Origin of the sequence: Acinetobacter sp. ASP199 (assembly GCF_022700675.1) — a bacterium.
Classification (GTDB): domain Bacteria; phylum Pseudomonadota; class Gammaproteobacteria; order Pseudomonadales; family Moraxellaceae; genus Acinetobacter.
In genome coordinates, this window is sequence record NZ_CP062182.1 from 2,775,858 (window position 1) to 2,800,581 (window position 24,724).

General features: G+C 45.4%; 20 protein-coding genes and 5 tRNA genes. 14 read left to right on the forward strand and 11 right to left on the reverse strand.

Going from position 1 to position 24,724, the window contains the following annotated elements; translation table 11 throughout:
- The first annotated feature begins 124 nt into the window (after positions 1–124).
- From IHE35_RS13330 to IHE35_RS13380, 11 genes are all read left to right on the forward strand, one after another.
- Positions 125–1,402 (forward strand): aminotransferase class I/II-fold pyridoxal phosphate-dependent enzyme, encoded by a 1,278-nt coding sequence (locus IHE35_RS13330; RefSeq protein ID WP_242788047.1) that lies wholly within the window; start codon positions 125–127, stop codon positions 1,400–1,402.
- A gap of 293 nt (positions 1,403–1,695) precedes the next feature.
- Complete coding sequence (locus IHE35_RS13335) at positions 1,696–2,583, forward strand: SDR family NAD(P)-dependent oxidoreductase (RefSeq protein WP_242788049.1); 888 nt, start codon at positions 1,696–1,698, stop codon at positions 2,581–2,583.
- A gap of 217 nt (positions 2,584–2,800) precedes the next feature.
- Positions 2,801–3,583: a bifunctional phosphoribosyl-AMP cyclohydrolase/phosphoribosyl-ATP diphosphatase HisIE gene (gene hisIE, locus IHE35_RS13340; protein WP_242788051.1), complete on the forward strand. Its 783-nt coding sequence runs from the start codon at positions 2,801–2,803 to the stop codon at positions 3,581–3,583.
- Between the two features lie 14 nt (positions 3,584–3,597).
- Positions 3,598–5,100: a UvrD-helicase domain-containing protein gene (locus tag IHE35_RS13345; RefSeq protein ID WP_242788053.1), complete on the forward strand. Its 1,503-nt coding sequence runs from the start codon at positions 3,598–3,600 to the stop codon at positions 5,098–5,100.
- A 35-nt stretch (positions 5,101–5,135) separates the two neighbouring features.
- On the forward strand, positions 5,136–6,518 hold the full coding sequence (locus IHE35_RS13350; RefSeq protein ID WP_242788055.1) for an AAA family ATPase: 1,383 nt from the start codon (positions 5,136–5,138) through the stop codon (positions 6,516–6,518).
- Between the two features lie 423 nt (positions 6,519–6,941).
- Complete coding sequence (locus IHE35_RS13355; protein WP_242788057.1) at positions 6,942–9,779, forward strand: monovalent cation/H+ antiporter subunit A; 2,838 nt, start codon at positions 6,942–6,944, stop codon at positions 9,777–9,779.
- Positions 9,780–9,783: 4 nt separating this feature from the next.
- Positions 9,784–10,149: a Na+/H+ antiporter subunit C gene (locus IHE35_RS13360; protein WP_242788059.1), complete on the forward strand. Its 366-nt coding sequence runs from the start codon at positions 9,784–9,786 to the stop codon at positions 10,147–10,149.
- On the forward strand, positions 10,149–11,960 hold the full coding sequence (locus tag IHE35_RS13365) for a monovalent cation/H+ antiporter subunit D (protein ID WP_242788061.1): 1,812 nt from the start codon (positions 10,149–10,151) through the stop codon (positions 11,958–11,960). Before IHE35_RS13360 ends, IHE35_RS13365 begins: the two co-directional genes overlap by 1 nt.
- Positions 11,960–12,478, forward strand: a complete 519-nt coding sequence (locus IHE35_RS13370; protein WP_242788063.1) for a Na+/H+ antiporter subunit E — start codon at positions 11,960–11,962, stop codon at positions 12,476–12,478. Before IHE35_RS13365 ends, IHE35_RS13370 begins: the two co-directional genes overlap by 1 nt.
- Positions 12,475–12,750: a monovalent cation/H+ antiporter subunit F gene (locus IHE35_RS13375; protein ID WP_242788064.1), complete on the forward strand. Its 276-nt coding sequence runs from the start codon at positions 12,475–12,477 to the stop codon at positions 12,748–12,750. The genes IHE35_RS13370 and IHE35_RS13375 overlap by 4 nt, the downstream gene beginning before the upstream one ends.
- A 10-nt stretch (positions 12,751–12,760) precedes the next feature.
- Positions 12,761–13,159: a Na+/H+ antiporter subunit G gene (locus tag IHE35_RS13380; protein WP_004810062.1), complete on the forward strand. Its 399-nt coding sequence runs from the start codon at positions 12,761–12,763 to the stop codon at positions 13,157–13,159.
- Between the two features lie 90 nt (positions 13,160–13,249).
- Here IHE35_RS13380 and IHE35_RS13385 read toward each other — a convergent pair whose 3' ends face one another.
- The 11 genes from IHE35_RS13385 to tpiA all read right to left on the reverse strand — a co-directional run bounded on the left by IHE35_RS13385 (position 13,250) and on the right by tpiA (position 20,611).
- Positions 13,250–13,654 carry a ribosome-binding factor A gene (locus IHE35_RS13385; RefSeq protein ID WP_004810065.1) on the reverse strand — a complete coding sequence of 135 codons (405 nt, stop codon included), beginning with the start codon at positions 13,652–13,654 and terminating at the stop codon, positions 13,250–13,252.
- Positions 13,654–16,362, reverse strand: a complete 2,709-nt coding sequence (gene infB / locus IHE35_RS13390; RefSeq protein WP_242788066.1) for a translation initiation factor IF-2 — start codon at positions 16,360–16,362, stop codon at positions 13,654–13,656. The genes IHE35_RS13385 and infB overlap by 1 nt, the downstream gene beginning before the upstream one ends.
- A gap of 10 nt (positions 16,363–16,372) precedes the next feature.
- Positions 16,373–17,857 (reverse strand): transcription termination factor NusA, encoded by a 1,485-nt coding sequence (gene nusA / locus IHE35_RS13395; protein WP_242788068.1) that lies wholly within the window; start codon positions 17,855–17,857, stop codon positions 16,373–16,375.
- 35 nt (positions 17,858–17,892) lie between these two features.
- The gene (rimP, locus tag IHE35_RS13400; protein WP_242788070.1) at positions 17,893–18,417 is read right to left on the reverse strand and encodes a ribosome maturation factor RimP; all 525 of its coding nucleotides are present in this window, start codon (positions 18,415–18,417) and stop codon (positions 17,893–17,895) included.
- Between the two features lie 224 nt (positions 18,418–18,641).
- Positions 18,642–18,718: transfer RNA gene (locus IHE35_RS13405), tRNA-Met, on the reverse strand.
- Between the two features lie 195 nt (positions 18,719–18,913).
- Positions 18,914–18,990 (reverse strand) — tRNA-Met (locus IHE35_RS13410).
- A gap of 61 nt (positions 18,991–19,051) precedes the next feature.
- A tRNA-Met gene (locus tag IHE35_RS13415) sits at positions 19,052–19,128 on the reverse strand.
- 82 nt (positions 19,129–19,210) lie between these two features.
- Positions 19,211–19,287, reverse strand: a tRNA-Met gene (locus IHE35_RS13420).
- A gap of 52 nt (positions 19,288–19,339) precedes the next feature.
- Positions 19,340–19,424, reverse strand: a tRNA-Leu gene (locus IHE35_RS13425).
- Positions 19,425–19,476: 52 nt separating this feature from the next.
- Positions 19,477–19,806 (reverse strand): preprotein translocase subunit SecG, encoded by a 330-nt coding sequence (gene secG / locus IHE35_RS13430; RefSeq protein WP_242788072.1) that lies wholly within the window; start codon positions 19,804–19,806, stop codon positions 19,477–19,479.
- A 13-nt stretch (positions 19,807–19,819) separates the two neighbouring features.
- A complete protein-coding gene (gene tpiA / locus IHE35_RS13435; RefSeq protein WP_242788073.1) occupies positions 19,820–20,611 on the reverse strand; it encodes a triose-phosphate isomerase in 792 nt (263 codons plus the stop codon).
- Positions 20,612–20,893: 282 nt separating this feature from the next.
- Between tpiA and pilB the strand changes: the two genes are divergently transcribed.
- The 3 genes from pilB to IHE35_RS14685 are packed head-to-tail and all read left to right on the forward strand — an operon-like array spanning position 20,894 to position 24,724.
- A complete protein-coding gene (gene pilB, locus IHE35_RS13440; RefSeq protein ID WP_242788075.1) occupies positions 20,894–22,603 on the forward strand; it encodes a type IV-A pilus assembly ATPase PilB in 1,710 nt (569 codons plus the stop codon).
- 31 nt (positions 22,604–22,634) lie between these two features.
- A complete protein-coding gene (locus IHE35_RS13445) occupies positions 22,635–23,864 on the forward strand; it encodes a type II secretion system F family protein (RefSeq protein WP_242788077.1) in 1,230 nt (409 codons plus the stop codon).
- Entirely contained in the window at positions 23,864–24,724 is an 861-nt protein-coding gene (locus IHE35_RS14685; RefSeq protein WP_275975171.1) for an A24 family peptidase, read from the forward strand. Before IHE35_RS13445 ends, IHE35_RS14685 begins: the two co-directional genes overlap by 1 nt.

The window sequence follows — 24,724 nt, forward strand, 5'->3', positions numbered from 1 at the left end:
CGTCCTTTTGTTTTTACACAAGATATGAATAAAGCTAATATGTATTTGAATAAATATGCGCTTTTATTCATATGCTTTTATGCTAACCTTTTTTAAATTTAAAAACCTAAGAAGATCACACATCATGAGTTATAAAGCAGAAACTTTAGCAATTCACGCAGGTTATAGCCCGGAACCAACCACCAAAGCTGTAGCGGTTCCAATTTATCAGACCACCTCTTATGCCTTTGACAATACCCAGCATGGTGCAGATCTATTTGACCTGAAAGTACAAGGTAACATCTATACTCGCATTATGAATCCAACCACAGCGGTGCTTGAGCAACGTGTTGCAGCACTCGAAGGCGGTATTGGTGCTCTTGCGCTAGCGTCAGGTATGGCCGCGATTACTTACGCAATTCAGACCATTACTGAAGCAGGCGACAATATTGCTTCAGTATCGACCCTATATGGCGGCACCTATAACCTCTTTGCCCACACATTGCCAAAACAAGGCATTGAAGTGCGTTTCTTCGATTATCAAAATCCGGAGAGCTTACGCGGCTTAATCGATGAAAAAACCAAACTGGTTTTTGTTGAATCAATTGGTAACCCACTTGGCAATATTATCGACTTAGAAGCGATTGCAAAGATTGCGCATGAATATGGGGTGCCGGTGATTGTAGACAACACCGTAGCAACACCTGTGCTGCAAAAATCATTCGACTTCGGTGCAGATATCGTGGTGCATTCACTGACCAAATATATTGGCGGGCATGGTACTTCGATTGGCGGCATTATTGTCGATAGCGGTAAATTCCCGTGGGGCAAATACCCTGAACGTTTCCCTGTGTTAAACACGCCTGACCCAAGCTACCACGGTGTCAACTATGTTGAAGCTTTAGGTGCTGCGGCTTATATTGCACGTGCACGTGTGGTGCCACTGCGTAATACCGGTGCTGCGATTAGCCCGCAAAATGTATTTTTAATTCTGCAAGGACTGGAAACTTTAAGCCTGCGTATGGAACGTCATACTGAAAATGCACTTAAAGTTGCGGAATATTTGCAACAGCATCCGAAAGTAAAATGGGTCAATTACGCTGGTCTGAAAGATCATCCTCAACATGCCTTGGCGCAAAAATATGTGAAAGGGAAACCGTCTGCAATCCTAACCTTTGGTGTTGAAGGTGGACGTGAAGGCGGTGCTCGTTTTATTGATGCACTGCAACTGTTCACCCGTCTGGTTAATATTGGAGATGCCAAGAGTCTGGCCTGCCATCCTGCAACCACGACCCATCGCCAGCTCAATCCAGAAGAACTCAAATCCGCTGGTGTGAGTGAAGATATGGTTCGTCTTTCCATCGGTATTGAACATATTGATGACCTGATTGCCGATCTGGAACAGTCGCTCGCAGCCGTTTAAGCCCTCTTTTGAAGCAAAAACTCCATCATTTTTGATGGAGTTTTTTTATCTCGCTTTACTTTTTATGAGCTTTATCTTATGGTTAGATCACAATAAAAATCAATTGAAACGTAGTTTAAAAATAGAGCAATTACTCTAAAAACTCTCCTATTTTCAACAACTTAATCTCTGGATTTTCCTGCATAATTCGTTATCATATACAGACTCCATTGTGTACGAACTTTCGTGCATACCTACGTACAAACTAAATAAGAAAAAACGTAAACCTACAGCATATTTCAGGAATAACAAACGTGAAATCCAGACTACAGAAACATCTACAGAAACGAGTTCAAGGCAAAACTATTCTCATTACTGGTGCATCCAGCGGTATTGGCCTGACAGCAGCACACCGTCTGGCAGATGCAGGTGCACATGTCCTGCTAGTAGCACGTACCCAAGAGACACTAGATCAGGTAAAAGAAGAAATTGAAGCGAAAGGCGGCATGGCAACAGTCTTTCCTTGTGACCTGAATAATCTTGAAGCCATTGATGAAGTATCTAAACAGATTCTGGCTTCTGTCGATCATATTGATATTCTGATCAATAACGCCGGACGTTCGATCCGTCGTGCAGTACATGAATCCGTGGATCGCTTCCACGACTTTGAACGCACCATGCAGCTGAACTATTTTGGCGCTGTACGTCTGGTGATGAACATCCTGCCACATATGATGATTCGTCGTCAGGGGCACATCATCAACATCAGTTCGATTGGGGTATTGGCGAATGCAACCCGCTTCTCTGCTTATGTGGCATCGAAAGCAGCCTTAGATGCGTTTAGCCGCTGTCTGTCTGCAGAAGTGAATTCGCATAAGATCGCGATTACTTCTATCTATATGCCATTGGTACGCACACCAATGATTGCACCGACCAAAATCTATAAATATGTACCGACGCTTTCTCCTGAAGAAGCATCTGACCTGATTGCACATGCAATTGTGAAACGACCGAAAAAAGTTGCTACCGGTTTGGGCCGTTTGGCTTCAATTACTTATGCAATTGCACCAGACATTAACAATAAACTGATGTCGATCGGCTACAACCTGTTCCCAAGCTCATCTGCCTCTGTAGGTCAGCAACAGAAACTGAACTGGGTACAGAAAGCATATGCACGCATCTTCCCGGGCGAGCACTGGTAAGATCAAGCGAGAATGCAATTTGAACAAAGCCGCCTGCTGGCGGCTTTGTTATTTTGATCGGTCATCAATAAAGATACCCTGATTTGTCACGACAGATCCTGTCATTTCAGATGCAGATTTTTGCCGCAAATGATCTCAGATCACGTACACTATTGGACGGATATTTGATCCGCGTATATTAAACATTTAGATATTGATTCAACAGATGGACACCCTTATGAATAACCTGCAATGGCTCGATGAAGTAAAATTTAACGAACAAGGACTCGTACCTGCCATTGCCCAGCATCATCAAACCGGTCGTGTATTGATGGTGGCGTGGATGAACCGTGAAGCACTGGCACTAACAGCTGAAAAAAATCAGGCCGTGTATTTCTCTCGTTCCCGCAACAAGTTATGGCATAAGGGCGAAGAATCTGGTCATTTCCAGACTGTGCATGAAATTCGTCTGGACTGTGATGCTGACGTGATTGTGCTGCAAATTGAACAGCATGGTGGGATTGCCTGTCATACCGGTCGTGAATCTTGCTTCTATCGCAAGCTGACGCCGAATGGTTGGGAAATTGTGGATGCACAAATCAAAGATCCAGCAGCGATCTATGGTGAAAAATCTGCTAATCCACATACGCTTGCTATGAATGCATCAAATGCACAATCAGAGCAGGTTGAAGTTCTGTCTTACCTGGGCGAAATGATGGCGGAGCGCAAGAAAGCTGATCCAGATTCGTCTTATGTTGCCAAGCTTTATCACAAAGGCTTAAACAAAATTCTGGAAAAAGTCGGTGAAGAAAGCTTTGAGACCGTGATTGCTGCCAAAGACTTTAAAGTTGCAGCAACCGAAGACAACAAAAATGACCTGATCTATGAAGTTGCAGATCTATGGTTCCATACCATCGTGATGCTGGGTTATTTCGATCTTGATCCACAACTGGTTTTGAATGAACTGGCACGTCGTCAGGGATTATCTGGTCTGGTTGAAAAAGCCAACCGTACACACTAAGTTTGAATTTACCCGTGTCTGAGCAAAATAAACCGACCGCGACCTATGAGCAGGCCACTGCCATTGATAACGCACGTCTGGGCAAATCCTTTAAGGTCATTGCCTATGCCGGCACAGGTAAAACCACAACTTTACAAATGATCAGTGATGCCATGCCACAGCGGCGTGGCATGTATCTGGCATTTAATAAATCCATTGCTGCTGAAGCACAGAATAAATTCCATCGTGGCGTGGATTGCCGTACCTTCCACTCACTGGCCTATCGCAGTGTTCCACGTGGAGTCACCGATAAACTGCGCCTGCCCCGCCTCAGCCCGAGCTTTCTGGCCAAAGAATATCGCCTTGAGCCGATGACCTTACGCCGCATGATGGGTGGCCGTTATGAAAAATATGTCATGATGCCCTCGCGTCTGGCCAGTCTGGTCGCCAATGCAGTCGGCTATTTCTGTTCAACCAGTTCACAATACCCTGCTCCACGGCATATTCAGGCACCAAGCTGGTTGCATCCGGATGATATCGAAGCCCTGCAGAAGAAACTCTACCCTGCGGTTGAGCGTCGCTGGCTGGAATCGATTGATCCCAATCATCAGGCCGGAATCGGACATGATATTTATCTGAAACTCTGGGCATTATCAGAACCGAATATTCCAGCGGATTATGTGCTGTTTGATGAAGCGCAGGATGCTGATCCCCTGATGCTGGGCATTTTACTAAAACAGCGCAGCACCCAGGTGATCTATGTCGGTGATGCGCATCAACAGATTTATGCCTGGCGTGGTGCGGTAAATGCCATGCAGCAACTGCCCTTGCCTGAATCCCGCCTGACGACTTCATTCCGTTTTGGTCCTGAAATTGCCCTAAATGCCAATGCAATTTTGGGAGCCTTAAATGAAACTGTGCCTTTACTCGGTAATCCGCATCTAAACTCTAAAGTGGTGAATAAACCACATACCAAAATGCGTGATGCAATTTTATGCCGAACCAATGCCCGAGCCATGGAACTGCTGCTTGCTGGACTTGTTCGTGGCGAAAAGGTCAGCCTGCAGGCCGATCATGTCAAACTGAACCGTTTTGTCGAAGCGGCTGCCATGCTGAAACAGGGAAAGCGCGTGGTGGATGTGCCTGAACTCGCCTGGTTTAACTCCTGGCACGATGTGCATGAATATTGCGAGACCAATGAAGGCAGCGATATTAAACCTTTGGTGAAACTGGTCGATGAGCATGGTACGGATCCACTGAAAACTGCACTGGCCAAGATCACGCCAATCGGACAGGCCGACTACATCATTTCGACTGCGCATAAAGCCAAAGGTCTGGAATGGGATCGGGTACATATTGAAGATGACTATCAGTTCAAGTTGAATGAAAAAGATCACAAGATTAGTGATGAAGAGTTAAGACTGCTTTACGTGGCCTGTACACGTGCTAAAGTAAGCTTAAATATTCACCACATTTATGACCTGATTCAACAGCTGAAAATTAAAATGCCTCTATCATTACGGCAGGCAGCAGGCTAGTACGGCATGGATGTAGGCATCACGATAGGTGGTCTATGCAAGTCGAATCCATACAACTCAAACATACCCTGCACTTTTCTGATATCCAGCTTGAATTTAAATATCACAAACGGCCTGTTACCTTAATTCTGGGTGATCAGGGTTCTGGTAAAACGGCGCTGCTGCGCAGTACCTATCAGGCCCTGACCTGGTTCGCTGCACGCTATCGTGACTTGCGTACTGCCGGCATGGTAATGCTGGATCAGGACATCATGCAACATCGTCTGCAATCCAAGATCAATATTCAGGTCCGTTTTCCAGAGGAAATTGGCTCTTTCCCAGAAAGCAGTGATCAACAGCAATCTTCTACCCAGCAATGTAGCTGGCAGCTTTATAAAACTTTAAATAGTCAGAGTGTAGGGCTGAGCAAGGTGGAAACATCGCAACTCGAAGCGATGGTCACCCTGTATCAGAAAGCCCTCGCCAAAGATCCGATGCTAGGATTACCGCTGATTGCCTATTATCCGGCTGAGCGCTTTGTGAATGAAATCAATCTGCTCAGTAAAAATAATCCGGCGATTTTCCAGACGGTGTATGCCTATGAAATTGCGGCTATTCCCTTCACGACTTTTGCCCGTTTTTTTGAATGGTTCCGGGAAATCAGCGATATTGAAAATGCCCAGAGTGCGCAGATTCTGGAGCAGATCCTGAGCCGCACTTCACCGCAAGATAAAAAACACAATATGGATGAACTGGTCAAACATATTCAACATGCCCAGATTCAGGTGAATACGCCGAGTTTAAATAGCCTGCGTGAAGCTTTGTCGATCGTTCTGCCTGAAGTCAGCAATATCTATTTGCAGTACCAACCCAAAATGCAACTGATGGTGACTTATCAAGGACAAACCCAGACTTTACAACAATTACCGAATAGCATCCGCAACTGGATTGCCTTGGTCGGAGATATTGTACGTCGCCTGTGTCTACTCAATCCGAAAAGTCTGTTTCCATGCAAGGAAGGCAGTGGCATTCTATTAATTGATGCTATTGATCATCAGCTGGATCAGGACATGGCGGCAGTCATTCTGTCTCGTCTGCATCAAGCCTTTCCTGAACTGCAAATCATTGTGACTGGTAACCGTCCTGAGTTACTGGAACAGGCAGCGGATTTTCAATGTCTGCGTCTTGAAGATAAACAACTCTACCCAGTTCAAGTCGACACAATGCCAGCGCAATTTGATCAACTCTATGCCGATTTAGGTCTGGGTCAAGAAACCCTGAATACTGAAGAAATTGCGCTGATCGAGCCAGAGCCTGAACAGATCACACCACTTTCAATCTTGCAGCTCATTCAGCAGGATTTAAATCAAGAACAGCAACAGGAGTTGCTACGTTTACTGAATCAGAATGACCGGAAAATTCCCCAAATTCCGTTTTAAGCGAATAAGCCGGCTCTTGAATTAACCTGATTTAATTTTTCTGAATGGCTCCTCATCGAAGCAGACCTTCAAGACTGTCCATTTTTTTCAATAGAATCTTCAAGTTTGATCTTTATTTTCAGTTCAATCCGGTCGATGTGCTCAAGCATGCACCCCATGTTTCCATGGGGTCACCGTATAATTGTTAAGTCGTACACAAAAAGATTGATGTTGTTGTTATCCTGTAATATGATCGGAATTACTTGCATTTTTCATTGTAAAATCGGAATTTGCTATCGTTTATAAGTTGCGCAATACAACTGTTTTTATTCTTTGAATACGATTTGGCTTTCAAGATTGAGAAATTTGGGCTGCTCCTTGCATTCCTGTAATCCTTGAAAGATAAAGATTCACCCTAGGTTCATGATGACCTAATTCACGACAATGGATACGAGTGTGCTGCCGATTATTATATTGTTACCGTTAGTATTAGGCACAACCCTTGTCTCGTGGCTGAAAAGATTTTCGCGCGGGGTAACGGCCTTAGGGGCCATTGGTGTCAGCCTCAGCAGTTTTATATTATTACTCAGCCAGGCGCCTGCGGTGCTAGATGGCGCAGTCATTAGCGAAAGCTGGTCATGGCTGCCTCAACTTGGTATTGATTTCAGTTTCCGCCTGGATTCTCTGGGGCTGTTATTTGCCCTGCTGATCAGTGGCATCGGTACCCTGATTTATATTTATGCCTACTATTATTTAAGTCCCAAGAACTCCCTCAGCAAACTTTATATCCTGCTGATGCTGTTCATGGCAGCCATGCTCGGCATTTCCTTGTCGAATAACCTGATTATTCTATTAATTTTCTGGGAACTGACCAGTATCTCTTCTTTCTTGCTGGTCGGTTACTGGAGCAATTATGAAGTAGCGCAACGTGGCTCACGCATGGCGCTGACCATTACTGGTATGGGTGGTCTGGCAATGCTCGGTGGTTTCGTTCTACTGGGTGAAATCACAGGAACTTATCAGATTGATCAGATTCTGGGTATGACCGAGCTGATTCAATCGCATAGTCTGTTTGTACCCACTTTGCTGCTGATTTTGCTCGGTGCCTTTACCAAAAGTGCGCAATTCCCTTTCCATTTCTGGTTACCAAATGCCATGGCAGCACCGACACCGGTATCGGCTTATCTGCATTCTGCCACGATGGTAAAAGCTGGCTTATTTCTGGTCGCACGCTTGCTGCCGATTTTTGCCGGTGCGACACTCTTCCATAATATTGTCACCTTTATCGGTCTGTTTACCTTATGTATGGCAGCCTTCTTTGCCATCTTTAAGGAAGACCTGAAAGGTTTGCTGGCTTATTCAACCATCAGTCATCTTGGCCTGATCATGTGTCTGCTGGGAATTGGCTCACCACTCGCAGTAGCTGCGGCAATTTTCCATATCATTAACCATGCAACCTTTAAAGCTGCACTGTTTATGATTGCCGGAATTATTGACCATGAATCTGGTACCCGTGACTTACGCAAGTTGTCGGGTTTATGGCAATTACTGCCTTTTACTGCAACCCTGACCATGATCACCGCTGCCTCCATGGCGGGTGTACCATTGACCAATGGCTTCCTGTCCAAGGAAATGTTCTTTACTGAACTGCTGGCCAACCTAAGTGGTCCAGTGATGATTGGCTCTGCCATTGTTGCAACTTTAGCCGGTATCTTTGCGGTAGCCTATTCAATTCGTATGGTCCACGGCATCTTCTTCGATGGTCCAATTGGACGCCACGTACCGAATAAAAATGCGCATGAACCAGCATTTGGCATGCGCGCACCAGCAACTTTGCTGGCAACTTTATGTATTCTGGTCGGTATTTTGCCTGCCTTGCTGGTTGAAAAAATCGTTAATAGCACGACCCGTGCTGCGACACAAAACCTGGCGTTTGAAGGTACGCACCTTGCCATCTGGCATGGTTTTAACGCACCACTATTAATGAGTGTCATCGCCCTGATGGGTGGGATCCTGTTCTATTTCTCACTGGCCAAAGGTGGCTTGATTCGTGAAATTGATCTTGATCCGAGTTTGGGTAAATTTCAGGGCCGGATTCTATTTGATCTGTTCTTAAAATCTTTATTATTGAATGCACGTCGTTTCCGCCGCGCTACTGAAAATGGCAAACTGCAAAGCTATTTGCTGTGGATTGTGATCTTTACCATAGGTCTGGTTGCTGTACCGTTGGTAACCCATCAGATTGGTACTGGCGCACGTGAACTGACTCATGCACCGGCATTAGCGATCATTTTATGGCTGCTGTTATTCTCAGCCTGCTGGATGATGCTGTGGTTCCATCATGAGCGGATTAAAGCTGTGCTGATCAGTGGTGCAGTCGGTCTGGTCGTGACCATGATCTTTATCGGTTTCTCAGCACCAGATTTGGCTCTGACCCAGATTACCGTCGATGTGGTGACCACAGTTCTGCTACTGATGAGTTTATCTCTACTGCCTCAGTTAACACCGTATGAATCGAGTCCGACCCGACGCTGGCGCGATGCCATTATTGCAATTAGTGGTGGTCTGAGTATTGCCTGGGTAGCCTGGCTAGTGATGACTCGAGATCATAATTCGATTTCCTGGTTCTTTGCCCAGCAGTCGATTCCACTTGGCGGCGGCACCAATGTGGTGAACGTGATTCTGGTTGATTTCCGTGGTTTCGATACTTTCGGTGAAATCACCGTACTTGGTATTGCTGCGATTGGCGTATTGAGCCTGATGGACGGTATGCGTGCCCATGGTACTAGCATTACTCAAGGCCTGACTTATCGCTTTAACCCCTCCCCGCTTATGCTGCGAATTACCGCTTCCTGGATTTTGCCAGTCGCCCTGGTGGTGAGCCTGTATATATTCATGCGTGGCCATAATCAGCCTGGCGGTGGCTTTATCGCAGGTCTGGTGACCTCTTTAGCCTTGATTATTCAGTACATCGCCATCGGTCAGGATCAGGCAGAAAAAATGCTCGGTGCCAAATCTGGTCGCCTCTATGAAATCTGGATTGGCAGCGGTTTGATGTTTGCTGGCCTAACTGGTGTTGCTGCCTGGTTCTGGTCACGTCCATTCCTGACCAGTGCACATATTCATGTCCATCCACCAATACTGGGGGATATGCATCTGGCTTCTGCAGCACTGTTCGATGTCGGGGTGTATGTCACAGTGGTCGGTGCAACCATGTTAATGATTTCTGTGCTTGGGGATTCACGTCACTCAACCATGACTGGCCCGGTACCAAGAGGATAATGCAATGATCAGTCTCGAATTTTTATTGGTCTCTGCAATTGGGCTACTAACAGCAACCGGGATCTATCTGATCCTGCGTGCCCGTACCTTCCCCGTGGTATTAGGTTTAGCCATGATCGGCTATGCCGTTAACCTGTTTTTGTTTGCTATGGGACGCATCCAGCTCAATGCACCCGCAGTCCTCACAGAAACGACCAGAGTTACGGATCCACTGCCACAGGCACTGGTACTGACTGCTATTGTCATCGGATTTGCCACTACGGCATTTATTGTACAGCTGGCACTTCGCAGCCGTTATGAATCAGGGACAGACCACGTTGATTCCAAAGAAGAAATACCAAATCATGACCCACGTGAGGATGAGCCTTAATGACTGATCTTCATAATTTCTGGGTTCAACATACACCTATTTTCAGTATTCTCCTGCCGGCATTCACTGCATTCATTTTGCTGCTATTAGGCAATCCTGGTGCAGGTTCACTGGCAACGGACTGGCGTCAGCCTTGGCGTCGTGGCATCAGCCATGTCTCGACGCTACTCGGGCTGGTAGTTTCAATCAGTTACTTGATAAGCACCAGTACGGGACAAATCAGTGTTTATACCCTGGGCGAATGGTCTGCTCCATTCGGGATTGTGCTGGTTCTGGATCAGCTGTCTGCGCTGATGCTGGTACTCACCTATGCACTGGCTGTGCCGATTATCTGGTATGCCAGTCGTGACTGGGACATGCGCGGGCGTTATTTCCATGCCATGATGCATTTCCTTTTGATGGGGCTCAGTGGTGCTTTCCTGACAGGTGACTTGTTCAACCTGTTCGTATTCTTTGAAATCCTGTTAATGGCGTCTTATGTCCTGCTTCTGCATGGTCAAGGCAAGGCACGTTTCCAGCTGGGTATTCACTATGTAACGATTAACCTGCTGGCTTCTGCCCTGTTCCTGATTGGCTTAGGCATGATCTATGGCAGTGTCGGTAGCCTGAATATGGCCGACGTTGCCCGCCTGATGCCAACTTTAGAAAATGATCAGCATAAAATTGCGGTCGCTGGTGCACTACTATTATTTGTGGTGTTTGGGATCAAGGCTGCCATGCTACCTGTCGGATTCTGGCTCCCGAAAACGTATGCTGTAGCAACGACGCCAGTAGCAGCCCTGTTTACCATCATGACCAAGGTCGGCATTTATTCCATCCTGAGGGTTAATGGTACGGTCTTTGATGATGAATACAGTCATCAAATTCTGATGAACTGTCTGATGGTGATTGGTCTAGTCACCTCTCTGTATGGTGCTGTAGCAGCTATCGGCACAGATCGTTTGCGTCGCTTTATTGGTTTTATGCTGCTGTCTTCAGTCGGGACTATTCTGATTGCAATTGCCTTGAATAATTCAGCAGCTTGGGCAGGCGGTCTGTACTATATGGTTCACAGTACCGTGATTGCTGCCGCTCTCTATATGCTCAGCGGCTGGATCACCTCTCAACGTGGTGAATTTAAAGATCACTTTAAAATTGCGCCACAGATGAAGCAGAATACCCTGGTATCGATTGTCTACTTTATCATTGCCTTAATGATGGCGGGTTTGCCACCATTTAGTGGTTTCTTCGGTAAGGTCTTCATCTTGCAAGCTACGGCGGGCTCGCCTTATCAGATGATCATCATCATTACGGTTCTACTGGTCAGCTTGCTCAGTATTCTAGCCTTTACCCGGGTTGGTTTTATCCTGTTCTGGCGCGCCAGCAAGCCGGAGGATAATGTCCATTCTGAAGCCTTTACCCAATATGAAACCCTGCCAAGCCGGGCACCTTTGCGTAATGATAAGGTCATTTACCTGTTGCTAGCCGGACTGACAGCCTATGTGGTATTTGCTTCACCTGTCTATAATTATGTGTATCGCACTGCTGTACAGATTAAAGATAATCCAGTCTATGAAGCGGCATTATTGAAACGTGATGCTGAAGGCAAGGTCATTAGCGTGCAGCCATTTGATCCGGAATATCTGCCTGAAACCAAATATGGTGGGGAAAATCCAGATCCAAATGCACATCTGATTCCATATGTAATTTCACCGGCAACTCTGGAAGGTGAAAATATTTCTGAATTCAAACAGCGTCAGATCAATGAACAGTACGTTGAACAGAAAAGTGCGCCAAGTGATAACCAGCTTAAACCACAGGAGGGACCATAATGAAAGAATCGTTCTTACGCCGCTGGCTCCCTCATCCACTGGTTTCCGTCATCGTCGGAGTGAGTTGGGCTTTACTCAATCATAGTCTGGATGCAGGTACACTCATCACCGCATTCATTCTTGCAGTGCTGATTCCACGAATGGTATTCCGGTTTATTGACTACACCCCGAATATTCACTGGCTACCTGCCATTCGTCTGTTCTTTGTAGTGATCTGGGACATTATTGTCGCCAATATTAAAGTCGCTACTCTGGTATTGGGGCCAACCAGGAATTTACATCCAAAATGGTTCCGTGTCCCCCTAGACACTGAACATGAAGAAGTGAATGCCCTGCTGGCAATGATTATCACCACGACTCCAGGTACGGTATCTGCCGGAATAGATCAGGATCGTGGTGATATTCTGGTGCATGCCTTAAGTACCGATGATGAAGCCGCTGAGATTGAAGTCATCAAACAGCGCTATGAACGTCCACTGATTGAGATTTTTAGCGCTCAGACTGGAGAAAATGCATGACGATTTTGCCTTATGCCTTACTGATTTGTCTGGGTGCCGTGACCATTTCCATGTTCCTGTGTCTGACACGTCTGATCATAGGACCCTCAATAGTGGACCGATTATTGGCTCTGGATACCCTGTTCCTGAATGCCACCTGTCTGGTCGTCATTCTTGGTATTTACTGGGCCAGCACCTTTATGTTTGAAGGTGCATTACTCGTGGCAATGTTAGGTTTTGTCTCTACTGCTGCGCTGGCACGCTACTTTACCACTGGCCATGTGATCGATTAGGAGTTCTTAGATGCAATTATACCTAGAAATTCTGATCTCGATTTTCCTGCTGATTGGTTCATTCTTTATGCTGGTCGGTGGAATTGGCATGGTTCGATTACCAGACCTGTTTATGCGTCTGCATGCACCAACCAAGTCCAGTACCTTGGGACTTGGTAGCTTCCTGATTGCTGCCATGATCTATTCTGCAAGCTTTGGCCGTTTTGGTTTTGCTGAAGTGCTAATTACCCTGTTTGCTTTTATTACAGCACCAGTTTCAGCCAACCTGATGGCTCAGGCAGCATTACATCTACGTTTACGCTCGATGAGTGGTGAAGTGCCAGAAGCACTGGAACGCCCCCTACCCTGGCAGAAAACCCGTCGTCGTGCTTTCTTTGAAAAGAAAAACTGCGATGATGATTTAAAATAGAAAAGGCTTTCATTTCCCCTTTTCTTTTATTTCTAATGCTCAATAAAAAAGCCACCCGAAGGTGGCTTTTTTATTACACTTGATCAGTGCTTATTCTTCATCTTTCTTGTCTTCAGCTGGAGGTAAATCCTTCACAGCTTCAGCAATCAGACCAAACATATAGTTACCATATGCATTGGTTTTGTCGTAATGGAAACGCAGACGTGGCGTAATACGTGTTTTGATACGACGGCTCAGTTCATGGCGCAAGAAACCCGATGCTTTGTTTAACACATCCAGCGTTTCTTTATTTGCCGCTTCACTTTGCTCATCACCAAGTTCACGACCCATTACAGTCACGTAAACTTCGGCATAGCCTAAATCAGGGCTGACTTTCACCGCCGAGATGGTCACCAGACCACCCAGACGTGGATCTTTAAGCTCCTGACGAATCAGTTCAGAGAGTTCTCTCTGAACTGTATCAGCCATACGCTTAAGACGCTGACTACCCGCCATTAAAGACTCCGTTTAATCAGTTGAACATCATACACTTCGATCTTGTCGAGAGGTTTGATGTCTTTATAGCCTTTGACTGCAAGACCACATTCCATACCGGCACGAACTTCTTCAACCACTTCTTTATAGCGGCGAAGTGATTCAAGCTCACCTTGGAATACAACCACGTCATCACGAAGGACACGGATTGGTTTGTTACGATGTAATACACCTTCAAGTACCATACAGCCTGCAGCCGCACCGAACTTGCTTGAGTGGAATACTTCACGTACTTGCGCAACACCCAGAATCGTTTCACGGTGTTCAGGTGCAAGCTTACCGCTCATTGCCGCTTTAACATCGTCGATCAATTGGTAGATTACTGAGTAGTAACGAATATCGATACTGTCAGCATCTGCTTTTTGACGTGCAGTGTTGTCGGCACGAACGTTAAAGCCAAGAAGTACAGCTTCAGAAGATTCAGCAAGTGTTACGTCAGACTCAGTGATTGCACCTACACCTGAACCAATAATACGTACTTTAACTTCGTCAGTCGCAAGGTCAGCAAGCGCAACGTGTAGAGCTTCCAATGTACCACGTACATCAGTTTTCAGCACAACGTTGACAATCGGCACATCTTTCTTGCCCATTGACGCCATGATGTTCTCAAGACGCATTGCAGATTGACGCTCAAGACGTTTTTGACGTTCACGATCCATACGCGCATCAGCAACTTCACGTGCTTTCTTCTCGTCATTAACAACAAGAACTTCGTCACCCGCCATCGGCGCTTCTGGAAGACCTAAGATTTCAACTGGAATCGACGGACCTGCAGATTTAATACGTTGACCGTTTTCATCTGTCATGGCACGAACGCGACCGTATGATGAACCTGCAAGAACAAGATCACCTACTTTCAATGTACCGTTTTGAACAAGAATTGATGTTACCGCACCACGGCTGTTATCAACACGTGCTTCGATTACAACACCTTGTGCAGCACCTTCTTCAGATGCTTTAAGCTCTAGAAGTTCAGCTTGAATTGAGATCAAGTCAAGAAGTTCATCGATACCTGCACCTGTATGCGCAGAAACCATTGCTACAGGAACGTCACCGCCCCATTGTTCAGGCACGATTTCTTTCGTGGTCAATTCATTCAATACGCGATCTGGATCAGCTGATTCTTTATCCATTTTGTTGATCGCAACGATAATTGGCGTACCCGCAGCACGCGCATGGTCGATTGCTTCAGCAGTTTGTGGCATTACACCATCATCTGCAGCCACAACAAGAACCACGATATCAGTCGCTTTCGCACCACGTGAACGCATTGCAGTAAATGCTGCGTGTCCCGGAGTATCCAGGAAAGTGATGATGCCTTTGTCGGTTGTTACGTGGTAAGCACCGATATGCTGTGTGATACCGCCCGCTTCACCTTGAGCCACTTTGGCACGGCGAATACGGTCAAGAAGCGATGTTTTACCATGGTCAACGTGACCCATGATGGTAACAACAGGCGCACGTGTAGATTGCACACCACGCGCTTCTTCAGCTTGTTCCATCAGCGTGTCTTCTGCTGCAGTTTCAGAAACCAGTACCGGATTATGGCCCATTTCTTCAACGATCAGCGCAGCAACTTCCTGGTCAATGGCCTGGTTCTGAGTAACCAGTTCACCCATTTTCATCAGTGATTTGATAACTTCACGAACCTTAACTGCCATTTTCGCAGCCAGGTCCGCAACGACAATCGTTTCACCGATTTCAACGTCATAAACTTGTTTTTTAACAGGTTTTTCAAAACCATGTTTGTTTGCTTGGCTGGTTTTCAGACCACGTTTAGGCTGTTTACTGAAGCTTTGCTCTTCCTGACCACGACGACCACCTTTCTTCGGTGCGCGAGCACCTGCAGTGTTGGTACCACGTTTAATATCACGGTCTTCTTTCGCAAAAGAATCTTCGTATGCTTGACCAACCAGACCCGCAGCAAGAGGAGAATCATCAACAACACGAATCGTTGCTGTTGTATCTTCCGCTGTGTACTTAGACGCCATTTGACGCATTTGTTCAAGCGTACGTTGTTGTGCTTCTTCAGCAGCCTTACGACGAGCTGCTTCTTCAACAGCTTTGAGTTGCGCTGCTTGCGCTTCACGTGCTTTTTTCTGTTCAGCAGTTTCAGTCGGTTTAACAACCTGCTTCACAATTGGTTTGTTTGTAGATTTGCGTTTTACAACTACAGCCGCTTTAGAAACTTCTTGCTTGTCGCTGGTTTGTTTCGCCGCAGCACGCATTGCTTCTAATGCTTTGCTGGCATTGTTTGCACCTGATTTTGGTGCATCAGCTGGCTTCTGCGCTGCTGTTTTTTGCTCAGCTTCAGCTTTTGCTTGCTGTTCAGCCTTGGCTTTTGCCAGTGCTTCTGCTTTGATCTGTTCTGGATCAGGCTTAGTAAATGTATGCTTCTTGCGAACTTCTACATTAATGGTCTTTGCCTTACCCGAAGTACTGGCTACTTTAGCCGTACTGGTCGTTTTACGTTTCAACGTGATTTGTCCTGCATGACCATCCGAACCTTGTGATTTTTTCACATGGCTCGTCAGGTGATCTTGTTGTTCGGCGGTAATAATTTCGTCAGATTTGCGCTGTGGTAAACCTGCCTCACGAACCTGTTCCAGGAGCTTCTCAACTGGGCGACCCAATTTGAGGGCTAACTCTTTAATCGACTTGTCCGTCATATACTACCTCCTAGTTAAACCATGATTCGCGCGCTTTCATAATGAACTGACCCGCTTTTTCAGCGCCTAAACCTTCAATATCTGCGATATCGTCAGTTGCCTGATCTGCCAGGTCATCCACTGTTACCACACCACGAGCTGCTAGAGCTTGCGCGATCTCTGCTGTCATGCCATCCATTGCAACAAGTTCTTCACTTGGCGCTTGTACGTTTTCTTGCTGTTGTAATGCATCAGCAAGTGCAACTTCTTTTGCACGGCTTTGCAGTAGTTCAACCAGTTCCGCATCCAGTTCGATTTCATCAAACGTTTCCGCAGGTACGTATGCAATTTCTTCAAGCGAGGTGAAGCCCATTTCTACCAATGCCATAGCCAAGTCTTCAGCAATATCCAGACGTGTTACGAACATATCCAGGTATTTTTGCGCTTCGCTTTGCTGACGTGCGTAGTATTCTTCTTCCAGCATCATGTCCAGCTTGTAGCCAGTCAATTCAGATGCCAGACGAACGTTTTGACCCTGTGAACCAATCGCACGAGCAAGCTGATCACTCGCTGCGAAAATGATGTCTGCAGTACGTGCATCTTCATCGATGACAATACTTGATACATCTGCTGGTTCCAGTGCGCTTGCGATGTACTGAGCAGGATCATCTGACCATACTACGACATCAATACGCTCACCATTGAGTTCCTGTTGCACTGCCTGGATACGTGTACCACGCATACCAATACAAGCACCAACCGGATCAATACGGTGGTCATTTGTTTTCACTGCAATTTTGGCACGTACACCTGGCTGGCGTGCGGCTGCCTTGATTTCAATGATTTCTTCCGAGATTTCTGGAATCTCTTTTTTCATTAATGCGATCAGCATTTCAGGTTTAGCACGAGAAAGCTGTAACTGAGCGCCACGACCTTCACGGTTCACATTGAAAAGAATCGCATTAACGCGTTGTTTCGGACGAAGGATTTCCTTCGGAATCATTTCTTCACGTGCAAGATATGCTTCAGCATTGTCCCCTAAGTCAATAATGAAACCGTCTTTGGTTTGTTTTTTCACTTCACCGTAGATCAGCTCACCGACTTTAGATTCATAAGCATCAGCAACCAGTGCACGTTCTGCTTCACGAATCTTCTGTACAATTACCTGTTTAGCAATTTGTGCAGCAATACGACCGAAATCAATTGACTCAACTTCTAGCTCACGAATGTCACCAATTGACCATTTTGCCGGATCAACATCAGAGATGGCATCCTGGCAAGCTGGCATTTCATGATCTTCATCCGCAACCACTTCCCATTGACGGAAAGTACGGTAGTCACCAGTTTTACGGTCGATTTCCACACGTAGGCGTGCTTCTTCCGAATGTGTTCCTTCATAGAACTTTTTCTTGGTCGCTGCAACTAAAGCTTGTTCTAGTGCTTCAAAAATTGCTTCACGAGGTACACCTTTTTCGTTACTAACCGTTTCAACGACGGTAAGAATTTCACGTGCCATATGTCACCTATTCGTTCAGATTCTTATTGATTTAGTTAATCTTGATAGATCAAATTTGCTTTATCGATATTGTGACTGTCGATGTCCAGAACCTGCTGCTTTTCTACTTCCACCTGAATCATTTCATTTTCAAGATCGACTGCAACCAGTTTTGCCTGGAATTTACGACGGTTGTCCACCGCACTGATCAGACGTAACGCAACGGTCTGACCGATATAATCTGCCATTTGCTGAAGCTGGAAGAATGGACGGTCCCAGCCTGGAGACGACACTTCAAGTGCATATTCGCCTGAAATCGGATCATGTACGTCCAGCATTGCGCCCACCTGTTGAGTAACGCGTACGCAGTCCTGTACACCAATTCCGCGACCCTGCTCCACTTCACCGTCTTCATTGATGACCGGCTCAGCAGTTTCATCGACTGGCTTGTCGATATAAATACGTAATAGAGAACGTTTACCCTGAGGAACAAATTCGATTCCCCAAAGATCTACATCACAGGCTTCAACTGCAGGGGCAATCAAGTCCTGAAGTGCTTGAGTTTTATTTGATAGCTTCATTTACTCTCGTCATCTGGTGCGATTTTATGATCTATTTGACCACTACAAACCAATACAAACTATAGTAGTAGTGAAACATGGAGATATGACCAAATTTTGTCGACACTACACGATAGCCAATAAAAAAGGGCGTAAATCGCCCCAATTAATGCACAATTTCAGATTTTTTCAAATCCCACTGTGCAAAAAGGCCCACCATAGTTGTGAGCCTCTTTTAAGAAACTTGGTAGCGGGAGCTGGATTTGAACCAACGACCTTCGGGTTATGAGCCCGACGAGCTACCAGACTGCTCCATCCCGCATCAACGTGCAAAAATTATATACAAAAGACGATAAGTTTTCAATCAAAACTATCTCTATCGATATGTTGGTCTTTTGTCGCTTCAAAATTGGGAGCGTTCACTGGACTTTGCTCCAACGATCTTCGAGATTTTATAAAGCGTTGAGCCCGACGAGCTGGCAACTAATTAAAATAACGAATCTACACTTTCCAAAAGTGGTAGCGGGAGCTGGATTTGAACCAACGACCTTCGGGTTATGAGCCCGACGAGCTACCAGACTGCTCCATCCCGCATCAGCGTACAAAAAACTTTCAGCTCAGAGAACTGCCTTTAAAGTTTGCATCTTTAAAGGATTGGTAGCGGGAGCTGGATTTGAACCAACGACCTTCGGGTTATGAGCCCGACGAGCTACCAGACTGCTCCATCCCGCAACAACATGCAAATAACTCTTCTCAACTTAAAACGGGTTTCAAGTTGCCTCTTTAAAGTTTGCGTCTTTATAAAAGGATTGATTGGTAGCGGGAGCTGGATTTGAACCAACGACCTTCGGGTTATGAGCCCGACGAGCTACCAGACTGCTCCATCCCGCAACAACAGAAGTTTTTTAGCTGCATACACCAACTTATGTTCTGGATTATAAGTTGGTGCGGAAGGGGGGACTTGAACCCCCACGCCCGAAAGCACTACCACCTCAAGGTAGCGTGTCTACCAATTCCACCACCACCGCAGCTGCACGCATTCTATTCGCATCATGCACAAAAAGAAAGCCTTTGGCGAAATTATTCACCAGTTTTTGGTGCAGTTGGTGAAGTTTCAGTCGATTGAGCGGGTGCAGTCTGAGTCGCTGGAACGCTATTCAGCGTGTAAGCATCTGTGGTTTGCTTTTTGGCAAATACCGCTAAAGTCAAGCTGGTAATAAAGAACAATGCCGTAAATACTGCAGTCAAACGGGTCAGGAAATTCCCTGAACCTGAAGCACCAAATACAGTTGCCGCACCGCCACCACCGAAAGAAGCACCAGCATCTGCACCTTTACCATGCTGAACTAAAATCAAGACAATCATCAAAATCGCTAAGATAATATGTACTACCAGCACAAAAGTTTGCATGCTGAACTCCTAATTATTGTGTATTTGCAAATGCCTGAGCAATTTTATGGAATGACTCGGCATTGAGTGATGCACCACCCACCAGTGCCCCATTGATATCAGGGCAGGCTGCTAACTCTACTGCATTTTCAGGTTTTACACTACCACCGTACAAAATTGCCGTGGTTTCACCATAGCCAGTAATCTGTTTTAGACCTTGACGAATCTGGGCATGCATGGCCTGTGCATCTTCCGGAGAAGCAGTCTTACCAGTACCAATCGCCCAGATCGGTTCATAGGCAATCACAATATTCTTCCATTGCGCTGCTTCAACTACAGTCGCGATATCACAGATCTGCTGCAACACCACAGCTTCCGCCTGTCCTGCTTCACGCTGTTCCAGACTTTCACCTACACAATAGATCACAGTCAAACCTGCATTTAAAGCATTTTTGATTTTAGCATTGAGAATCTCCCGTGACTCATCGAAGATTTCACGACGCTCAGAATGTCCTACCAGAACATAACCAATGCCACTGTCTGCCAACAGTTCTGCACTCACTTCACCCGTATAAGCGCCCATGCCTGCAATACGAGATACATCCTGAGCGACGGTATAAACCGGACGAACGGCAGCAGCCATTTCAGCCTGAACCTGAGTCAGTGCAATTGCTATAGGTGCTATACCTAAATGACACTTTTCTGCTGAAATCGGTGTAGATTCAAGTAAATCTTTCACCCCACGAAGCAATGTCTGCGCATCTGTCTGCAGCGGGTTCATCTTCCAGTTACCCACTACCCATGGGGTAATCGTCGACAACGACATAAACAACCTATTCTGAATACCTATCTTTAATTGGGCACATTCTACACGGAATTAGAAAAATTGAAGAAGAGTTTTCTTGCGGCATTTTCAGTGCCAGGTCTGTTCAAACTGCTCATTTTTTGTTATCACTTAAGATTATGGGGAGAACTTCTTACGATTAATTCAGTATTTTGAATATTAATGGGAAGAAGGCAGCATTTTACGCTATGGTAATTTTACGCAAGCAACGTATAATCTTGATAAAGCAATTAAAACAATTTTGATTCACGGGCATATTAGAGCATGACAGCAATTCAAGGATCTCCAAGATTTACGGGGTTTATTCGTCGACTTGTCGATGAAGGGGTGATATCTGCAGAAGATATGCAGGGGGCTTTAAGCAGTGCCAAAAAAGATAAAATCGATATTGTTCCTTATCTGATTGAACATCATCGTCTTTCTCCAACCAAAATTGCAGAAACTATTTCTCTTGAATTCGGTGAACCACTATTTGATATCAGTGCCTATGATCCCGCCCTGATCGTACGCGAAGATTTTGATGAAAAGATCATTACCAAACACCGCGTGCTGCCGATCTTTAAAAATACTAGTATTCTGTTTATCGCGACCAGCAACCCAACCAATATAGAAGCGATTGATGCAGTCCGTTTTGCGACCAAACTGAATATTGAAACCATTATTGTTGAACACAATAAGCTTGAAAAACTGATCGAGCAGAATTTTACTGAAGAAAGCACTTTTGCCTTTGATGATGATTTTGATCTAGATGTTGATATTGAAGGCCCAAATACCAATCAAGATACTGAAGAAGAAAATAAAGGTGATGAAGCACCAATTGTTAAATATATTAATAAGTTACTGATCGACGCAATTCGTATGGGTGCATCGGATTTACATTTTGAACCCTATGAAAAAATGTACCGGGTGCGTTACCGTGTCGATGGAGTCTTGCGTCAAATCGCCACGCCGCCTTTACAGCTCGCAACACGTTTGGCTTCACGTCTTAAGGTTATGTCACAAATGGATATTTCCGAGAAGCGTATACCTCAAGACGGTCGTATCAAGTTAAAGCTCTCTAAAAGCAAGGCCATTGATTTCCGTGTCAACTCCCTACCCACCCTGTTTGGGGAAAAACTGGTGTTGCGTATTCTAGATCCATCGAGTGCCATGCTGGGGATTGATGCACTCGGTTATGAACCTGATCAAAAAGCCTTGTTTATGGAAGCATTAGACAAGCCACAGGGCATGCTCTTGATCACCGGCCCGACAGGCTCTGGTAAAACCGTATCCCTATATACCGGTTTAAATATTTTGAACCGTGAAGACACCAATATTTCAACTGCCGAGGATCCAGTCGAAATTAACCTGCAAGGGATTAACCAGGTTAACGTCAATAATAAAGTGGGTTTAACCTTCTCTGCTGCTTTGAAGTCATTCCTGCGTCAGGACCCCGACATTGTCATGGTCGGTGAGATTCGTGACCTGGAAACTGCTGAGATTGCAATCAAGGCAGCACAAACAGGTCATATGGTGATGTCAACGCTACACACCAACAGTGCACCTGAGACTCTAACCCGTTTACGTAATATGGGTGTGCCATCATTCAACATTGCCACCTCGGTTAATTTGGTGATTGCTCAGCGTTTGGCCCGCCGCCTCTGTCCTCATTGCAAAAAGCCGGCAGATATTCCACGTCAGAGCTTACTCGAAATGGGCTTTAACGATGATGATTTACAAAATCCGGAATTTCAGATTTTTGAACCTGTCGGATGTAATGAATGTCGTGAAGGGTATAAAGGTCGGGTCGGCATTTATGAAGTCATGAAAGTGACACCGGAGATTTCACGTATTATTATGGAGGATGGCAATGCAATTGAGATTGCCGAAGCTTCCGCACGCGCAGGTTTTAACAATTTACGCCGATCAGGGTTATTAAAGGTAATGCAGGGGGTGACTTCTCTTCAGGAAGTCAATCGTGTTACCAGCGAATGATCAGGTGCTGATATAAAATAAGGATAAACTCATGGCTTCAGTGAAAAAAGGTCAAATGATGCCGACCTTCGCCTATGAAGGGGTAGACCGTAAAGGTGTAAAAATTAAAGGGGAACTGCCTGCACGTAACCTCGCCTTGGCCAAGGTCACGTTGCGTAAGCAGGGTATCACCATCAAGAGTATTCGCGAGAAAAAGAAGAATATCCTTGAAGGCTTGATGAAGAAAAAAGTGACTACGCTAGATATCACCATTTTTACCCGTCAGCTCGCCACCATGATGAAAGCCGGCGTACCACTCGTACAAGGCTTTGAAATTGTGGCAGAAGGTCTTGAAAACCCTTCTATGCGCGAAGTGGTACTCGGGATTAAAGGCGAAGTCGAAGGTGGTAATACTTTTGCGGGTGCACTGCGTAAGTATCCGCAATACTTTGATAAACTGTTCTGTTCTTTAGTTGAATCTGGTGAGCAATCTGGTGCTTTAGAGACCATGCTGGATCGTGTGGCAATTTATAAAGAAAAAAGTGAACTTTTAAAGCAGAAAATTAAAAAAGCCATGAAATATCCAGCAACGGTCATTGTTGTTGCAGTCGTGGTAACCATTATTTTGATGGTTAAGGTGGTTCCGGTCTTCCAGGATCTATTCTCATCATTTGGTGCGGATTTGCCAGCATTTACAAAGATGGTCGTCAATATGTCTGAATGGATGCAGAAATACTGGTTCCTGCTGATCATCGGAATTGGGGTCGTCATTACTGCTTTCCTTGAAGCAAAAAAACGCAGTAAAAAATTCCGTGATTTCCTTGATAAAGCTGCATTAAAGGCACCTATCTTTGGTGATCTGGTTTATAAAGCGATTATTGCTCGTTATAGTCGTACTCTGGCAACGACTTTTGCTGCTGGTGTTCCATTAATTGATGCACTGGAATCAACTGCAGGCGCTACAAATAATGTAGTTTATGAAGATGCGGTAATGAAAATTCGTGAGGATGTTGCTACTGGCCAACAACTGCAATTCGCCATGCGTGTTACCAATAAGTTTCCTTCTATGGCCGTGCAAATGGTCTCGATTGGTGAAGAATCTGGTGCACTAGATGCCATGCTGGATAAAGTTGCGACCCATTATGAAAATGAAGTCGACAATGCCGTTGATGGTTTGACCTCCATGATGGAGCCATTGATTATGGCCGTTCTTGGTGTGCTTGTAGGTGGTCTTGTTATTGCAATGTACCTGCCGATTTTCCAGATGGGTTCCGTGGTTTAATGCAAGATCTTATTTTATATTTCACTCAAAACCCGACTGCGCTCTATATTGCAGTCGGGCTTTTTAGTCTCTGTATCGGTAGTTTCCTAAATGTCGTAATTTACCGCACCCCTAAAATGATGGAACAGGAATGGCGTAACGACTGCCAGCTGTTTTTACACCCTGATCAACCGATCATTGATGAAAGCAAGCTCACATTAAGTAAACCTGCATCGACCTGTCCAAAATGTCATACACCAATTCGCTGGTATCAGAATATCCCCGTGATCAGCTGGTTAGCCTTGCATGGTAAATGTGCGAACTGTCAAAACCCAATTAGTGCCCGTTATCCATTCATTGAAATGCTAACAGCATTTTGTGCATTGACCGTTTTGGCTGTATTTGGTCCTACATTACAAATGTTATTCGGTCTGGTGCTCACATATATCCTCATTGCCCTTACATTTATAGATTTTGATACCCAGCTGCTTCCAGATCGTTATACCCTTCCCCTTGCAGCTTTAGGTTTGGGTATAAATAGCTATGCAATTTATACCTCACCAACTTCAGCCATCTGGGGTTATATCATTGGTTTCCTGTGCCTATGGATCGTGTACTACCTGTTCAAAATAGTGACGGGTAAAGAAGGCATGGGCTATGGTGACTTTAAATTGCTGGCAGCCTTAGGTGCCTGGATGGGACCTCTTCTCTTACCACTCATTGTATTATTATCATCACTCGTCGGTGCAATTATTGGCATTATTCTGCTAAAAGTACGTAAGGAAAACCAGCCTTTTGCTTTTGGTCCTTATATTGCCATTGCTGGCTGGATCGCTTTCCTGTGGGGTGAGCAGATTATGAAAGTTTATTTAGGTCAATAA

Excerpts from the sequence above, each read along its gene's own strand:
- IHE35_RS13330 (WP_242788047.1), top strand. The coding sequence starts at position 125 with ATGAGTTATAAAGCAGAAACTTTAGCAATTCACGCAGGTTATAGCCCG.
- hisIE (WP_242788051.1), top strand. The coding sequence starts at position 2,801 with ATGAATAACCTGCAATGGCTCGATGAAGTAAAATTTAACGAACAAGGA.
- IHE35_RS13350 (WP_242788055.1), top strand. The coding sequence starts at position 5,136 with ATGCAAGTCGAATCCATACAACTCAAACATACCCTGCACTTTTCTGAT.
- IHE35_RS13355 (WP_242788057.1), top strand. The coding sequence starts at position 6,942 with ATGGATACGAGTGTGCTGCCGATTATTATATTGTTACCGTTAGTATTA.
- IHE35_RS13360 (WP_242788059.1), top strand. The coding sequence starts at position 9,784 with ATGATCAGTCTCGAATTTTTATTGGTCTCTGCAATTGGGCTACTAACA.
- IHE35_RS13365 (WP_242788061.1), top strand. The coding sequence starts at position 10,149 with ATGACTGATCTTCATAATTTCTGGGTTCAACATACACCTATTTTCAGT.
- IHE35_RS13370 (WP_242788063.1), top strand. The coding sequence starts at position 11,960 with ATGAAAGAATCGTTCTTACGCCGCTGGCTCCCTCATCCACTGGTTTCC.
- IHE35_RS13375 (WP_242788064.1), top strand. The coding sequence starts at position 12,475 with ATGACGATTTTGCCTTATGCCTTACTGATTTGTCTGGGTGCCGTGACC.
- IHE35_RS13380 (WP_004810062.1), top strand. The coding sequence starts at position 12,761 with ATGCAATTATACCTAGAAATTCTGATCTCGATTTTCCTGCTGATTGGT.
- IHE35_RS13385 (WP_004810065.1), bottom strand. The coding sequence starts at position 13,654 with ATGGCGGGTAGTCAGCGTCTTAAGCGTATGGCTGATACAGTTCAGAGA.
- infB (WP_242788066.1), bottom strand. The coding sequence starts at position 16,362 with ATGACGGACAAGTCGATTAAAGAGTTAGCCCTCAAATTGGGTCGCCCA.
- nusA (WP_242788068.1), bottom strand. The coding sequence starts at position 17,857 with ATGGCACGTGAAATTCTTACCGTCGTTGAAACGGTTAGTAACGAAAAA.
- rimP (WP_242788070.1), bottom strand. The coding sequence starts at position 18,417 with ATGAAGCTATCAAATAAAACTCAAGCACTTCAGGACTTGATTGCCCCT.
- secG (WP_242788072.1), bottom strand. The coding sequence starts at position 19,806 with ATGCAAACTTTTGTGCTGGTAGTACATATTATCTTAGCGATTTTGATG.
- tpiA (WP_242788073.1), bottom strand. The coding sequence starts at position 20,611 with ATGTCGTTGTCGACGATTACCCCATGGGTAGTGGGTAACTGGAAGATG.
- pilB (WP_242788075.1), top strand. The coding sequence starts at position 20,894 with ATGACAGCAATTCAAGGATCTCCAAGATTTACGGGGTTTATTCGTCGA.
- IHE35_RS13445 (WP_242788077.1), top strand. The coding sequence starts at position 22,635 with ATGGCTTCAGTGAAAAAAGGTCAAATGATGCCGACCTTCGCCTATGAA.
- IHE35_RS14685 (WP_275975171.1), top strand. The coding sequence starts at position 23,864 with ATGCAAGATCTTATTTTATATTTCACTCAAAACCCGACTGCGCTCTAT.